At 68.5% G+C, this 14232-nt stretch carries 11 protein-coding genes; 3 read left to right on the plus strand and 8 right to left on the minus strand.

Annotated features, from left to right (window positions below; all coding sequences use genetic code 11):
- Position 1 precedes the first annotated feature (1 nt).
- The 7 genes from selB to apbC all read right to left on the minus strand — a co-directional run bounded on the left by selB (position 2) and on the right by apbC (position 10152).
- Positions 2–1870: a selenocysteine-specific translation elongation factor gene (gene selB / locus ACXJLH_RS19250; RefSeq protein WP_457445772.1), complete on the minus strand. Its 1869-nt coding sequence runs from the start codon at positions 1868–1870 to the stop codon at positions 2–4.
- On the minus strand, positions 1867–3291 hold the full coding sequence (gene selA, locus ACXJLH_RS19255) for an L-seryl-tRNA(Sec) selenium transferase (RefSeq protein ID WP_457445773.1): 1425 nt from the start codon (positions 3289–3291) through the stop codon (positions 1867–1869). Before selA ends, selB begins: the two co-directional genes overlap by 4 nt.
- Entirely contained in the window at positions 3291–4289 is a 999-nt protein-coding gene (fdhE, locus tag ACXJLH_RS19260; RefSeq protein WP_457445774.1) for a formate dehydrogenase accessory protein FdhE, read from the minus strand. Before fdhE ends, selA begins: the two co-directional genes overlap by 1 nt.
- Positions 4276–4902 carry a formate dehydrogenase subunit gamma gene (locus tag ACXJLH_RS19265; protein WP_457445775.1) on the minus strand — a complete coding sequence of 209 codons (627 nt, stop codon included), beginning with the start codon at positions 4900–4902 and terminating at the stop codon, positions 4276–4278. Before ACXJLH_RS19265 ends, fdhE begins: the two co-directional genes overlap by 14 nt.
- Before the next feature lie 12 nt (positions 4903–4914).
- On the minus strand, positions 4915–5829 hold the full coding sequence (gene fdxH, locus ACXJLH_RS19270; RefSeq protein WP_457445776.1) for a formate dehydrogenase subunit beta: 915 nt from the start codon (positions 5827–5829) through the stop codon (positions 4915–4917).
- 11 nt (positions 5830–5840) lie between these two features.
- Entirely contained in the window at positions 5841–8912 is a 3072-nt protein-coding gene (fdnG, locus tag ACXJLH_RS19275) for a formate dehydrogenase-N subunit alpha (RefSeq protein WP_457445777.1), read from the minus strand.
- A 145-nt stretch (positions 8913–9057) separates the two neighbouring features.
- Positions 9058–10152, minus strand: coding sequence for an iron-sulfur cluster carrier protein ApbC (apbC, locus tag ACXJLH_RS19280; protein ID WP_457445778.1), 1095 nt, complete (start codon positions 10150–10152; stop codon positions 9058–9060).
- 116 nt (positions 10153–10268) lie between these two features.
- Between apbC and ACXJLH_RS19285 the strand changes: the two genes are divergently transcribed.
- The 3 genes from ACXJLH_RS19285 (at position 10269) to ACXJLH_RS19295 (ending at position 13937) form a co-directional block, all read left to right on the plus strand.
- Positions 10269–11159, plus strand: coding sequence for a DUF3034 family protein (locus ACXJLH_RS19285; protein WP_457355954.1), 891 nt, complete (start codon positions 10269–10271; stop codon positions 11157–11159).
- Positions 11160–11172: 13 nt separating this feature from the next.
- Positions 11173–11622 (plus strand): group I truncated hemoglobin, encoded by a 450-nt coding sequence (locus tag ACXJLH_RS19290; protein WP_457445779.1) that lies wholly within the window; start codon positions 11173–11175, stop codon positions 11620–11622.
- Between the two features lie 62 nt (positions 11623–11684).
- Positions 11685–13937 carry a TonB-dependent receptor plug domain-containing protein gene (locus tag ACXJLH_RS19295; protein WP_457445780.1) on the plus strand — a complete coding sequence of 751 codons (2253 nt, stop codon included), beginning with the start codon at positions 11685–11687 and terminating at the stop codon, positions 13935–13937.
- Here ACXJLH_RS19295 and ACXJLH_RS19300 read toward each other — a convergent pair.
- The coding region (locus ACXJLH_RS19300) for a hypothetical protein (protein ID WP_457445781.1) at positions 13898–14232 on the minus strand (335 nt) is incomplete at its 5' end. The two genes, ACXJLH_RS19295 and ACXJLH_RS19300, sit on opposite strands and share 40 nt — an antisense overlap.

The raw sequence follows: 14232 nt of genomic DNA on the forward strand, positions 1-14232 counted from the left end.
CTCATGACGTGATGCTTTCGGCGAACAGCGCGCTGTCCGCCCGAAGCCGATGTTCGTCGCCCACGCGGCGCAGCAGCCCAACGCGGTCGAAATGTTCCAGGTGCTGGATGGCCCGCTTGCGGCCCAGGCCGGTCGCGTCGCGGAAGGCCGCGGCGGTGACCGTGCCCTGCTCGGCGCCGATAGCGCGTGCGATGCCGGCGAGCCGGGTCATCGTCGCCGTGTCGCAATAGAGGTCCTTCACCACCTGGTGCAGCTCGCCTTGCCGGGCCAGCCGCGCCAGCGTGGCGCGCATCAGCGGCTCGGGCTCGGCGCAGTCCTTGGCGAGGTCGCGGGCCCAGGCGCCTTCCGCACCCGCAGCGGCCAGCCGGGGCGCGATCTTCTCGGCGATGCGCTGCTCGGCGGCCGACAGCTGCACGCCGTGCTCGGGCAGGTGCATGCAGCCGCCGCGCTGGGCGATGTGACCCGCGGCGCGCAGCTCAGCCAGCAGCTGGCGCCACAAGGCCTCGGCGATGCGGGGCGCGACGAGGCGGCGCAGCCGCGCGGCATCGGGGCCGAGTTCGTCAGGCGACTTCGCATGAAAGTCGGCCAGCGTGGTGAGCAGCTTGGTCGTCAGCGCCGCACGGGCCTCGGTGCCCAGGGACCAGCCGTCCAGCGGCTCGGCGAGGCCCTCGGCCTGCGCAAAGCGGGCCAGGTCCAGCCCCAGCGACGACAGCGCCGTCAGCCGCTCGCGGCGTTGCTCGGCGGTGGGCAGCTCGCAGGCCGCGAGTTCGGCAAGCCGCTCGGGGGCACGGCGATAGCGCGCAGGCGCAAAGGGATCGAGCACGATGCCGCCGGCGATGGTGCGGCTGGCGCCGGCATCGCGCAGCACGAGGCGGTCGCCGCGCCAGGCACCGACGGGCGCGTGGCAGACGAGCTGCACGCGGGCCGTGCCGCCGGGCTCGATGGCGTCGCCGTCCAGCACCGCCACACTGGCCATGACGGCTTGGGCGCCGAGGTGCAGGTGAACACGCGTGCCCGAGCGCAGCGGCCTGGCCTCGCCGGGCCATAGCGTGAGCCGCGCATCGAGGCGTTCGGTCGCTAGCGCCACGGCCGGCGCGGTCAGCCACTGGCCGCGCGGCGCCTGCTCCTTGGCGAGGCCGGCAAGCGCGACGGCGCAGCGCTGGCCGGCCTGGGCTCGCTCGACAGCTCGGTTCTGCGCATGCAGGCTGCGCACGCGCGCGCGATGGCCCTGGATGACGAGTTCGTCGCCGACCGCGATCTCGCCGGCGTGCAGCGTGCCGGTGACGACGGTACCGACGCCGTCGAGGCTGAAGGCTCGGTCGACTGCGAGGCGGGCGGCGAGGTGCTGGGAGGCGCGGGCCGGCAGCTGGCGGGCGGCGTCGAACAGCAGGTCGCGCAGTTCACCTAGGCCATCGCCCGTGGGCGCGGACACGGCCAGGATGGGCGCGGTATCCAGGCCCGTCCCGGCGAGCAACGCCCTCACATCCTCCTGCAGCGCGGCAACGCGGCCGGGCTCGGCGCGGTCAGCCTTGGTGATCACGACGACGCCGTGCGTCAGGCCCAGCAGGCTGAGCACCGCCAGGTGTTCGCGCGTCTGCGGCATGACGCCGTCGTCGGCCGCAACCAGCAGCAATGCGAAGTCGATGCCGCTGGCACCGGCCAGCATGGTGTGCACCAGCTTCTCGTGGCCGGGGACGTCGATGAAGCCGATCCGTTCATCGTGATCAGGGACATCGAGATAGGCATAGCCCAGCTCGATGCTGATGCCACGCGCCTTCTCTTCGGGCAGGCGGTCGGTGTCCACACCCGTCAGCGCACGCACGAGCGTGGTCTTGCCGTGGTCGATGTGGCCGGCGGTTCCCACGATCACGCCAGGGCCTCCTTCAACAAGGCGAGCTGAGAGGTCAGCAGCGCGGGCTCTTCGAGGCAGCGCAGGTCCAGCAGCAGCCGGTTGTCCTGCACGCGGCCGATGACGGGTCGTGGCAGCTCGCGCAGCGCGGTGGCCAGCGCTTCAAGCGTGCGGCCGCGGCCGTCGACCGCGCTGATTGCCAGGCCGGCAGACGGCAGCCGCTCGACAGGGAGTGAGCCAGAGCCGATCTGGCTCTGCAGTGCCACCGTCTCGACGGTGAAGCGCGGCGCGACAGCGGCGGCGATCTCGAGCAGCAGGCGTTGGGCCAGCGCGGCGATCTGGTCCTGAGGCCTCGTCAACAGGCGCAGTGTCGGCAGGTCCCGCGCCAGCCTTTCGGGCCGCAGATAGAGCCGCAGCGTGGCCTCCAGCGCCGCGAGGGGCAGTTTGGACAGGCGCAGCGCGCGCTTCATCGGGTACTTGCGGATTCGGCCCACCGCGGCCTTGCTGCCGACGATGAGGCCGGCCTGCGGGCCGCCCAGCAGCTTGTCACCGCTGAAGGTGACGACGTCGCAGCCGGCCGCGAGCATGGCCTGGGGCAGCGGCTCGGCGGGCAGGCCGTAGGCGGCCAGATCCACCAGCGCGCCGCTGCCGAGGTCGGTCATCAGGGGCAGGCCGGCGGCATGCGCGATGGGCGCCAGCGTGGCCTCGTCCACCGCCGCCGTGAAGCCCTGCACCTGGTAGTTGCTGGTGTGCACCTTGACGATCAGCCCGGTGCGCGGCGTGATGGCCTGCTCGTAGTCGCGCGGGTGGGTGCGGTTGGTGGTGCCCACCTCCACCAGCGTCGCGCCGGCCGCGGCCATCACGTCGGGCAGGCGGAAGGCGCCACCGATCTCGACCAGCTCGCCGCGCGACACGATGGCTTCCTTGCCATGGGCCAGCGCGGCAATGCCCAGCAGCACGGCCGCGGCGTTGTTGTTGACGACGGTGGCGGCCTCCGCGCCGGTCAGCTCGCACAGCAGGGCTTCGATCAGTTCGTCGCGGTCGCCGCGGCCACCCGCGGCGAGGTCGAACTCGAGGTTGTTGGGCGAGCCCATCAGCGCCAGCACCTGCTGCAGCGCAGCGTCGGCCAGCAGGGAGCGGCCGAGGTTGGTGTGGATGACGGTGCCGGTCAGGTTGAGCACGGCGCGCATGGCGGGCCGCATGCGGGCCTGCACGCGGGCGGCGAGCGCGGCGGGCAGGCCGTCCAGGTCCGAACGGGTCAACGCGCCGGCCAGGGCCTGGGTGCGCAGCGCGTCCAGCAGCGCCCTCGCCTCCTTGGCGACCAGCGTGTGGCCATGCTCGGCCACCAGCGGCGCGGCTTCGCGCAGCAATCTGTCCAGGGCCGGGAGGTCTTTTGGACTTGCCTTGGAACCGTGGACCACGGATTCGTCGGGCGCAGCCATCAGTGCTCTCGTCCTGGCGGCGGTGCCTCGTCCGGCTCGCCGAGCAGCAGCAACAGGTTGACGCCATGCGGATGCAAGCCGGCTTCGCCGACCAGCAGGTCCAGTGTCAGGCTGGCGAGGTCGTCGGCCAGCGGCTCGACGCCGTTGTCGCGGGCCGGGTGCATCAGCTTCAGGTAGTGGCCGCACTCGCTGCAGCACTCGGCCTGCACGACGGCACCGGTGGTGGTCGAGGCGCCATCGGCCGCGACCAGGCTTTGCAGCGAGATGCCCTTGGTGCTCTGGCAGTGCGTGCACTTGATGCGCACGTAATGCCATTGCGTGGCGCACAGGCCGCAGGCGAGATAACGCGCGCCCTCGGCCCCCAGGCGCTCCAGCGAGGCGACCGGGCGGGAGCCACAGCAGGGGCAGAGCGTGGGGTCGTCGGTGCGGCCGAAGGGCGGCACGGGCGCGTCGACATGCGCGGCATAGGTCTGCCGCACGAGGCGCGTGAAATGCAGTTGCAGGCCAGCGGCGATCAGCGGTGCGCCGGCCAGGTCCAGCCCCAGCATGACGCCGGACAGCAGGCGGCCGGCCTGGGTCTCCAGTTGCTCGTCGCTGGCGGCGGCGAGCTGCAGCGCGGCGGCCTTGGCGGGACCGTCGGGCAGGCGGCGGGCCAGGTCGGTCAGCAGGGCACGCAGCGAGTCGCGCCAGATGGGCTCGCGCGGCCAGGTTTCGGCCGGCAGCAGCGGCGCGCCGGCGCGGGCGGCGGCGTCGATGTCGTCCGGCGTTGGCAGCGGCACGGCAACCTGGGCCGACAGCGCGCGGTGCTGGGCGTCGGCCAGCTCGGCGACGAAGCGCAGGAAGTCGCCCATGGCATGCCCGTCGGCCAGCGCGCGCAGGCGCAACGCGCGATCGGCAAACACGCCGGGCTCGGGCAGGTGCAGAAAGCTCAGTTGCTCGCCGGCGCGAACGGCGATCTCTTCCGGGCTGAGGATCTTCTGGGAGCTACCGACGGTCATTGGTCATTTCGCGATGCCATAGCGCGTGATTCTGGCGCGCCCAGCCCTCGGTCACCGTGCCGCGCGTCATGGCGCGCAGCGAGCCCCTGACCCAGATGGCCGCGTAGACGTGCACGACGACGGTCAGGATCAGCACCGTGGCCGACAGCGCATGCAGCACGACGGCGATGCGCCGTGCCAGGATGGGGAAGCTGTCGGCGAACCAGGGCTGCCAGAAAACGAAGCCGGTCAGCACCAGCACGAGCAGGCTGGCGGCCATGAGCCAGAACACCACCTTCTGCCCCCCGTTGTAGCGGCCCACGGGCGGCATGTGGCTCTTGTCGCCGCGCAGCATGTCGCCGCTGTGCCTCATCCATTCCTTGTCCGCCTCAGTCATGCGGTTGTGCCGCCACAGCTTCATGAACATGACGACGAAGCACAGCGCCATCACCACTCCCATGAAGGGATGCAGGATGCGCGCCCAGGTGCCGCCGCCAAACAGCGCGGTCAGGAAGTAGAAGGCCGGGTGGAAGAAGGCCAGGCCCGAGAGGCCGGCACCGAGGAAGAACAGCACGATCAACCAGTGGTTGGTGCGGTCGCCAGCGCTGTAGCGCTGCAGAAGGCGGGTTGCCATGGTGCGCTCCTGTCAGGCGGTGGGGTGGTCGGCATCGTCACGGGCGACGTTGCGATCCGCTTCGGGGTCGTCCGGGTCCTCGATGGGACCCACGCGCGTGTAGTGGAAGAAGCCCGCGATGACCGCGCCGATCATGGCCGCAACAGCCAGCGGCTTGGCCGCGCCCTTCCACAGCCACACCAGCGGGCTGATCTTCGGGTCCTTGGGCAGGCCGCTGTAGAGCTCGGGCTGGTCGGCATGCTGCAGCACATAGACGACGTGGGTGCCGCCGACGCCGGCCGGGTCGTAGACGCCCGCGTTGGCATAGCCGCGCTCCTTCAGGTCGACGACGCGTTCGGCGCCGTAGTCCAGCATGTCCTCCTTGGTGCCGAAGCGGATGGCGCCGGTCGGGCAGGCCTTGGCGCAGGCCGGCTCCAGGCCGACGCCGACGCGGTCGGAACACAGGCTGCACTTGTAGGCCTTGCTGTCGACCTTGCTGATGCGCGGCACGTCGAAGGGGCAGCCCGTCACACAGTTGCCGCAGCCGATGCAGTGCTCGGAGATGAAGTCGACGATGCCGTTGGTGTACTTGACGATGGCGCCGGGCGCCGGGCAGCTCTTCAGGCAGCCCGGGTCCTCGCAGTGCATGCAGCCGTCCTTGCGGATCAGCCATTCCAGCTTGTCTTTCTCGACCTCCACTTCCGAGAAGCGCATGACCGTCCAGCTCTGGGGCGTCAGGTCGCGTGGGTTGTCGTAGGTGCCGTGGTTGTCGCCGACGTCGTCACGCAGGTCGTTCCACTGCATGCAGGCCACCTGGCAGGCCTTGCAGCCGATGCAGGAGGACACGTCGATGAGCTTGGCGACCTCGGCCACATGCTTGCGGGCCTGGGTCGATGGCGTCGTGGTGGCCGAGCGCTTGGCAATGTCCAGGGATTGAAGTGAAGACATGACGTGTTCCCTCAGGCTTTCTCAAGGTTCACGGTGAAGCTCTTGAACTCCGGCGTCTGCGTGTTCGCGTCGCCCACGAAGGGGGTCAGCGTGTTGACCAGATAGCCGGGCTTGGCCACGCCGACAAAGCCCCAGTGGTTCGGCAGGCCCACGGTGTGGATGCGCTTGCCGTCCACGTCCAGCGAAGGGATACGCTTGGTGACAACGGCCACGGCCTTGATGAAGCCGCGGTTGCTGCTCACCTTGACCCAGTCGCCGTTGGCGACGCCCTTCTCCTTGGCCAGCTCCTCGCCGATCTCGACGAACTGCTGCGGCTGCAGCACGGCCGAGGTCAGCACGTTCTTGGTCCAGTAGTGGAAGTGCTCGGTGAGCCGGTAGCTGGTGGCCACGTACGGGAAGTCCTTGGGCGTGCCGAAGGCCTCCATGTCGCCCTTGAAGACGCGCGCGGCCGGGTTGGACTTGGCCTTGGCGTTCTGCGGATGCATGGGGTTGTTGGCCAGCGGCGTCTCGAAGGGCTCGTAGTGCTCGGGCAGCGGGCCGTCGACCAGGCCGGTCGGTGCAAACAGCCGCGCCACGCCCTCGGCAGTCATGATGAAAGGCCGCACCGCGTCGGCATCGGTCGGGTTGGCGTCGGGCCGGATGTCGGGCACGTCGGAGCCGCCCCAGCGTTCGCCGTTCCAGGCCATCAGCCGGCGCTTGGGGTTCCAGGGCTTGCCGGTCGGGTCGCAGGACGCCGCGTTGTAGAGCACGCGCCGGTTGGCCGGCCAGGCCCAGGCCCAGGCCAGCGTCTGGCCGATGCCATAGGGGTCGGCGTTGTCGCGCCGGGCCATCTGGTTGCCGGCCTGCGTCCAGGCACCGGCATAGATCCAGCAACCGCTGGAGGTGCTGCCGTCGTCGCGCAGCAAGCCGAAGCCGCTGAGCTGCTCGCCTGCCTTGGCCAGCACCTTGGTCGCGTCCTTGGGGTCGGTCACGTCGGCCAGGGCCTTGCCGTTGTACTCCTTGGCCAGCTCCTCGGCCGAGGGGTTGGTGGGCTGCAGATAGGGCCAGCTCAGGTTGACGATGGGGTCGGGGAAGGCGCCGCCCTCCTTCACGTAGGCCGCCTTCATGCGCATGAACAGCTGCGCAATGATCTCGGGATCGCCCTTGGCTTCACCGGGGGGCTCGGCGCCCTTCCAGTGCCATTGCAGCCAACGGCCGGAATTGGTGAGGGACCCGTCCTCCTCCGCGAAGCAGGTGCTGGGGAAGCGGAACACCGTCGTCTGGATGTCCTCGCTCTTCACGTCGTTGTGCTCGCCGTGGTTCTTCCAGAACTCGGCGGTCTCGGTGTTGAGCGGGTCGATGACGACGAGGAACTTCAGCTTGGACAGGCCGCCGATGATCTTCTTCTTGTTGGGGAAGCTGCCGACCGGGTTGAAGCCCTGGCAGATGTAGCCGTTGAGCTTGCCCTGGCCCATCAGTTCGAAGGTCTGCAGCACGTCATAGCCCTTGTCCCACTTGGGCAGGTAGTGGTAGGCCCAGTCGTTCTCGGCGGTGGCGGCCTTGCCCCACCAGGCCTTTTGCTGGCTGACGAAGAACTTGGGATAGTTCTGCCAGAAGCTCATCTGGCCGGGGCGCAGTGGTTTGAGTGCGCGGGTCTTGTAGTAGGTCTCCAGGTCCTGCTCGCTGTCGCGGGCCAGGCTCATATAGCCCGTCAGCGACGTGGACAGCAGGCCCAGGTCGGTCAGCCCCTGGATGTTGGAGTGGCCGCGCAGCGCATTCATGCCGCCGCCGGGCAGGCCGATGTTGCCCAGCAGCAGCTGCATGATGGCGCCGGTGCGGATCATCTGCGAGCCCTGGCTGTGCTGTGTCCAGCCCAGGGCGTACATGATGGTCATGACCTTGTTGGGCCTGGAGGTCTCCGCGATCATTTCGCAGACCTTCAGGAACTTGTCCTTGGGCGTGCCGGTGATCTTGCTGACCTGCTCGGGCGAGTAGCGCGAGTAGTGCGCCTTCATGATGTTGAGCACGCAGCGCGGGTGCTCCAGCGTCGGGTCGACCTTGGCGAAGCCCTTGTCGTCGAGCTCGTAGCCCCAGCTCTTGTTGTCGTAGCGGCGCTTGGCTTCGTCGTAGCCGCTGAAGATGCCGGCTTCGAACTTGTAGTCCTCACCGACGATGAAGCTGGCGTTGGTGTAGGCCTTGACGTACTCGGTCTGGATCTTGTTGTTGGTCAGCAGGTAGTTGATGACCCCGCCCAGGAAGGCGATGTCAGAGCCCGCGCGGATGGGCGCGTAGTAGTCGCTCATGGCGGCCGAGCGCGTGAAGCGCGGGTCCACGACGATGAGCTTGGCCTTGTTGTGGTGCTTGGCCTCGATGACCCACTTGAAACCACACGGGTGGGCCTCGGCGGCATTGCCGCCCATGATCAGTACCAGGTCTGCGTTCTTGATGTCCACCCAGTGGTTGGTCATCGCGCCGCGGCCAAACGTCGGGGCCAGACTGGCCACCGTCGGGCCGTGTCAAACACGTGCCTGGTTGTCGAATGCGAGCATCCCCATCGAGCGCATCGCCTTGTGGGTGATGTAGCCCGCTTCGTTGGAGGATGCGGAGGCGCAGAGCATGCCGGTGGTCAGCCAGCGGTTCACCGTCTTGCCGTCGGCGTTCTGGGCGATGAAGTTGGCGTCGCGGTCGGCCTTCATCAGCTTGACGAGGCGGTCCATGGCCTCGTCCCAGCCGACACGCTTCCACTCCTTGCTGCCCGGCTCGCGGATCTCGGGGTGCTTGAGCCGGTTGGGGCTGTGCACGAAGTCCAGCAGGCCGGCGCCCTTGGGGCACAGCGTGCCGCGGTTGACCGGGTGGTCGGGGTCGCCCTCGATGTGGATGATGGACGACGTGACGTTCTTCGCCTTGTCGCCCAACGAGTACATGATGACGCCGCAGCCCACCGAGCAGTAGGGGCAGGTGTTGCGGGTCTCGGTTGCCCGGGCAAGCTTGAAGTTGCGCGCCTCGGCCAGGGCGGCCGTTGGCGAGAACCCCAGCGCTACCAGGCTGGACGCTGCCAGCCCCGCGCCGCTCACCCGGAAGAAAGCCCTCCGGTTCATGTCCATTCGGCTGTCTCCTGCGGGCAGGGCCCGCTCTTGTGCAGGAACGAATCACGCCAGCAGCCATCGTTGGCCACCGCGACGTGATTTCTTCACAAAGGAGGGCCCTTGTCCAGGCAGGGCAACCCTGGGGGACTGGATCAGTCGGGTATCAGGTGGTTTTGGAAATCGAGATGCTCGGGAACTTGGCCGAGTAGTCCTTGCCCTGGGCGGCGATCTTGGCCGCGACCTTGCGGGCCAGCGCCTTGTAAAGATTCGCTACCTCACCGTCCGGCTCGGCAGCCACCGTGGGCGTGCCCGAATCGGCCTGGGCGCGGATGCTCATGGCCAGCGGCAGCGAGGCCAGCAGCTCGGTGCCGTACTGGGCCGCCATCTTCTGGCCGCCGTCGGCGCCGAAGATATGTTCGGCATGGCCGCAGTTGGAGCAGATATGCACGGCCATGTTCTCGACGATGCCGAGGATGGGGATGCCCACCTTCTCGAACATCTTCAGGCCCTTCTTGGCATCGATCAGCGCGATGTCCTGCGGCGTCGTGACGATGACGGCGCCGGTGACGGGCACGCGCTGCGACAGGGTCAGCTGGATGTCGCCGGTGCCGGGCGGCAGGTCGATGACGAGATAGTCCAGCTCCTGCCAGCGGGTCTGGCGCAGCAGCTGCTCCAGCGCCTGCGTGGCCATGGGGCCGCGCCAGATCATGGCCTGGTCGTCCTCGACGAGAAAGCCGATGGAGTTGACCTGCAGCCCGTGCGCGATGTGGGGCTCCATGTTCTGGCCGTCCAGCGACTCGGGCCGGCCGCTGGCGCCCAGCATCAGCGGCTGGCTGGGGCCGTAAACGTCGGCATCCAGTACGCCCACGCGGGCGCCTTCGGCATGCAGGGCCAGGGCCAGGTTGGCGGCCGTCGTGCTCTTGCCCACGCCACCCTTGCCGGAGGCGACGGCGATGATGTTCTTCACGCCCGGCAGCAGCTGCACGCCGCGCTGCACCGCGTGAGCGACGACCTGGGTGGTGATGGCGACGCTGACATTGCCGACGCCCGCCAGTCCCTTGGCCGCGGCGATGACAGCCGCGCGCAGGGCCGCGTGCTGGCTGGCAGCCGGGTAACCCAGTTCGATGTCGACGGCGACATCCGCGCCATCCACCTTGATCGACCTGACCGCCTTGGCTTCACCCAGCGGGCGGCCGCTGCCGGGGTCCACCACGGCTTGCAGCAGGGGTTGCAGCTGGACATCGGAGATCGCGGTCATGGCAGGGAACAGTTCACGGCAAACGGGGCGAACAGTCTAGCCCGCAAGCGGTCTGCATCCAGTCGGCGGGCTTTGTGCGTAGAGTGAGGCGGCCCCGCATTGCCGCCGGAGATTTCATGCGCCGACCTGTTGTCTTGCTTGCCGCCGCCCTGCTGGGAACCTCGGCCCTTGCCCAGTCCGGCAAGCTGCTGTTGACCGGCGGCGTGTCCAGCATCGACGGCGCCGCCGGCGGTGGGCTGACGCCCTGGGCCGTGACCGGCAGCTATGCCACGGCCGGCGAAGTCGGCGCCACCGCCTTCGTCACCCGCGCCAAGACCGGCAACTACGGCCTGCTGACCTATGGCGCGGCCATCGCCTTCCACGACCGCATCGAGGTCTCGCTGGCCAGGCAGGACTTTGACACCGAAAGCAACCTCGCTCCCCTCGGCCTGGACGGCCTGCACCTGAAGCAGGACATCCTGGGCGTGAAGCTACGCGTCATTGGCGACGCCGTGCTGGACAGCGACACGCTGATGCCCCAGATCGCCATCGGCCTGGAGCACAAGAAGACCCACGCCGGCAACCTCGGCCCGACGCTGTTCGGGCCACTCGGCGCCAGGGATTCGGGCACGGACTTCTACGCCAGCGCCACCAAGCTCTTCCTGGCCGACGGCGTGCTCGTCAACCTGACGCTGCGCGCCACCAAGGCCAACCAGAATGGGCTGCTGGGCTTCGGCGGGGCCCAGGGCAAGGGCTACCGGCTGCAACCCGAGTTCTCGCTCGCCAAGCTGCTGGCCAAGAACCTGGCCGTCGGCGTCGAGTTCCGCGCCAAGCCGGACAACCTGAACCAGTCGGTGCTGGGCGCGGGCGCGCTGAAGGAAGACGACTGGAAGGACATCTTCATCGCCTGGGCGCCGAACAAGCATGTCTCGCTGACCGCTGCCTGGGTGGACCTCGGCCGCATCGCGCCGGCTGTGCAACCCAAGCGCCAGACCGGCGGCTATCTGTCCGCGCAGTTCGCGCTCTGACCCGGAGTTCGCCATGGCCCGCGCCGTTCTTGCCTGCCTGCTGCTCACCTGCGCTGGCGCGTTCGCGCAGACGCCCCCCGCCAACGACAGCGTCTACCAGGCCTGGGGCGGCAAGGCCGGCATCCGCGCCGTCATGGACGACTTCGTGCCGCGCCTGTTGACCGACCCACGCACGGCGCCCTTCTTCAAGAACACCAACCGCGAAAACCTGGCGACCCAGCTGACCGATCAGCTCTGCCAGGAGGCCGGCGGCCCCTGCGTCTACAAGGGCGTGCCGATGAAGCTGGTGCACCAGGACCTGGACATCGCCCGGCGCGACTTCAATGCGCTGGTGGAGATCCTGCAGCAGGCCATGGATGCCAAGGGCATTCCCTTCAGCGCGCAGAACGGCATGCTGGCCAGGCTGGCGCCGATGCACCGCGAAATCGTCACCACGGTGACTGAAACGCGGCAACGTCGGTAAAGAATTCTTTCGTTAACCGCGGCGCCACAAGGCGGCCGGGCCCGCGCGGCACACTGCCGGCCATGCAACTCACCCGTGTATCCGCGGCCGCCCTGCTGGTGGCCTGCGGCAGCTTGCCTGCCCTTGCGCAGTTCCCCGCCGCACCCGATGCGGCGGCCTCCGCGCCGGCTCGCCCGGCGCCCAAGCCCGCCGACGCCAAGTCCGAGCAGCTCAAGCGCGTCGAAGTCACGGGCACGGCCACTGACGAATCCATCCGCAAGGCCTCCACGGCCAGCAAGATCGTCATCACGCGCGAAGAGATCGAGAAGTTCGGCGACTCGACGCTGGGCGAGATGATCAAGCGCCTGCCCGGCGTGACCACCGGCGGCCGCCCGGGCCGCGGCGGCGACATCCGCATGCGCGGCATGGGCGGCGGCTACACGCAGATCCTCGTCAACGGCGAGCGCATGCCGCCCGGCTTCTCGCTGGACCAGCTGCCGCCCGAGCAGGTCGAGCGTATCGAGGTGCTGCGCGCACCCACGGCCGAGTACGGCACGCGTGCCGTCGCCGGCACCATCAACATCGTGCTGCGCGAGGCGTTGAAGAAGAAGCTCAACGAGTTCCGCGCCGGCTTCGCGACCGAGCGCGGCCAGATCAGCCCCGGCATCAGCTGGACGCGCAACGACAACTTCGGCGAGGGCCATGCCTACAACCTGACCGTCAACGCGATGCGCGGTGAGCGTATCGACGACATCATCAATGACACGCTGACCCATACCGTCGCGAGCAACAGTGACAGCCTGCTGACCTCGCGCGGCCGCACCGAAGACCAGCGCAGCGCGCTGAACCTGACCGGCCGCGTGCAGTTCAAGCTCAACGCGACGGACAGCCTGGCCATCCAGCCCTTCATCGTCTCGACCAAGTCCAGCAGCAACACCCAGCTGCTGCAAACGACGACGCCTCAGCCCAATCCGCAGCCGCCCGGCTTCTTCGACCAGGCCGACACCGACGGCGACAACCGCTTCACGATGGCGCGCCTGAACGCGCAGTGGCAGAGCAAGCTGAGCAGCGACACCCGCGTCGAAGCGCGCGGTGGCCTGGGCCGCGCGCGCGGCGAGAGCCACAGCGTGCGCCAGGAACGCCTGGCCGGTGCGGCCACGCGGCTGCAGGACGACAACAACACCAGCCGCGACAGCAACTGGAGCGCACTGGCCAAGATCTCGCACAACCTGGGCGGCGACCATGCTCTTGTCAGCGGCATCGAGGGCGAAGGGACAACACGGCACACCAACCGCGTGACCCTGGTCAACGGCGCGCCCCAGCCGGGGCTGGACGATTTCGGCGACGACCTGGACGCGTCCTCGGTGCGCGTGGCGGCCTATGCGCAGGACGAGTGGAACGTTGGCAAGCAGTGGGACTTCTACGCCGGCCTGCGCTGGGAAGGCATCACCACCAAATCCAGCGCCGCAACTTACGACGCGCGCAACAAGTCCAGCGTCTTCACGCCGCTGGCGCATGCCCGCTACAAGCTCGACGACAAGGGCCGCGACATGATCCGCGCCAGCCTGACGCGCAGCTACCGCAGCCCGCAGCTGCAAGACCTGATCGCGCGGCCGACCATCAACAGCCAGGTGCCTCACCAGGCCAACACGCCCGACCGCGCCGGCAACCCCGACCTCAAGCCCGAGCTGGCGACCGGCTTCGAGATTGGCTACGAGCACTACCTGACCAAGGGCGGCCTGCTCAGTGCCAACTTCTTCGCGCGCCGCATCTCGAACCTGATGCGCACCGTGACGGCGTTGGAGACGGTGCCCTGGGCCGCGACGCAGCGCTGGGTGGCTCGCCCGCAGAACATCGGCAAGGCGTCGACCGCTGGTGTCGAGTTGGAGGCGCGCTTTCGCCTCGATGAGTATTTCGAGGGTGCACTGCCCATCAATGTGCGCAGCAACTTCAGCGTCTTCACGTCGCACGTCGAGGGCATCCCGGGGCCGAACAACCACATCGACGGCCAGCCCAAGGGCACGGCCAACCTCGGCGCCGACTACCGGCTGCGCTCAGTCCCGCTGACGCTGGGCGCCTCGCTGAACTGGACGCCGTCGACCACCATCCAGCAGACGCTGATCACCGAGACCACGGCCAGCCGCAAGGCGGTGGTCGACGCGTTTGCGCTATGGGCCATCAACACGGAGCAGTCGCTGCGGCTGTCGGCGACGAATCTGTCGGCGATGGATTACTTCACGGGGACGGTCTTCTCCACTGGGGATCAGGTCATCACGTCGCGCAGTGGGGGGCCGAGTTATACGCAGTGGCAGCTGCGCTGGGAGATGAAGATTTGATGGTTTCGTTGGTTGTCTTTGCGTAGAGCGCTGGTGATCGCTGCATTGCCGGGAGTCCGTCCCGGCGGCCGGGTAACTTTCTTCTGCGGGGCCAGAAGAAAGTCACCAAAGAAGAGGCCCTGAACCGCACACGAGCGCGACGACGCCAGGAGCGTCGCGCGAAAACTTTCAGCGCCGTTTCGGGACGACGCGACCCGCTGCGCTCTCGCTGCTGTCTTTATGACGAGCACCATCGATCGTCCCATCACGCCGCTTAACGTCGGCTGCACGCCGAACTCATCAGGGAATGCAGCGT

The organism is Roseateles sp. P5_E4 (genome assembly GCF_054049255.1).

Excerpts from the sequence above, each read along its gene's own strand:
- selA (WP_457445773.1), bottom strand. The coding sequence starts at position 3,291 with ATGGCTGCGCCCGACGAATCCGTGGTCCACGGTTCCAAGGCAAGTCCA.
- fdhE (WP_457445774.1), bottom strand. The coding sequence starts at position 4,289 with ATGACCGTCGGTAGCTCCCAGAAGATCCTCAGCCCGGAAGAGATCGCC.
- ACXJLH_RS19265 (WP_457445775.1), bottom strand. The coding sequence starts at position 4,902 with ATGGCAACCCGCCTTCTGCAGCGCTACAGCGCTGGCGACCGCACCAAC.
- fdxH (WP_457445776.1), bottom strand. The coding sequence starts at position 5,829 with ATGTCTTCACTTCAATCCCTGGACATTGCCAAGCGCTCGGCCACCACG.
- apbC (WP_457445778.1), bottom strand. The coding sequence starts at position 10,152 with ATGACCGCGATCTCCGATGTCCAGCTGCAACCCCTGCTGCAAGCCGTG.
- ACXJLH_RS19285 (WP_457355954.1), top strand. The coding sequence starts at position 10,269 with ATGCGCCGACCTGTTGTCTTGCTTGCCGCCGCCCTGCTGGGAACCTCG.
- ACXJLH_RS19290 (WP_457445779.1), top strand. The coding sequence starts at position 11,173 with ATGGCCCGCGCCGTTCTTGCCTGCCTGCTGCTCACCTGCGCTGGCGCG.
- ACXJLH_RS19295 (WP_457445780.1), top strand. The coding sequence starts at position 11,685 with ATGCAACTCACCCGTGTATCCGCGGCCGCCCTGCTGGTGGCCTGCGGC.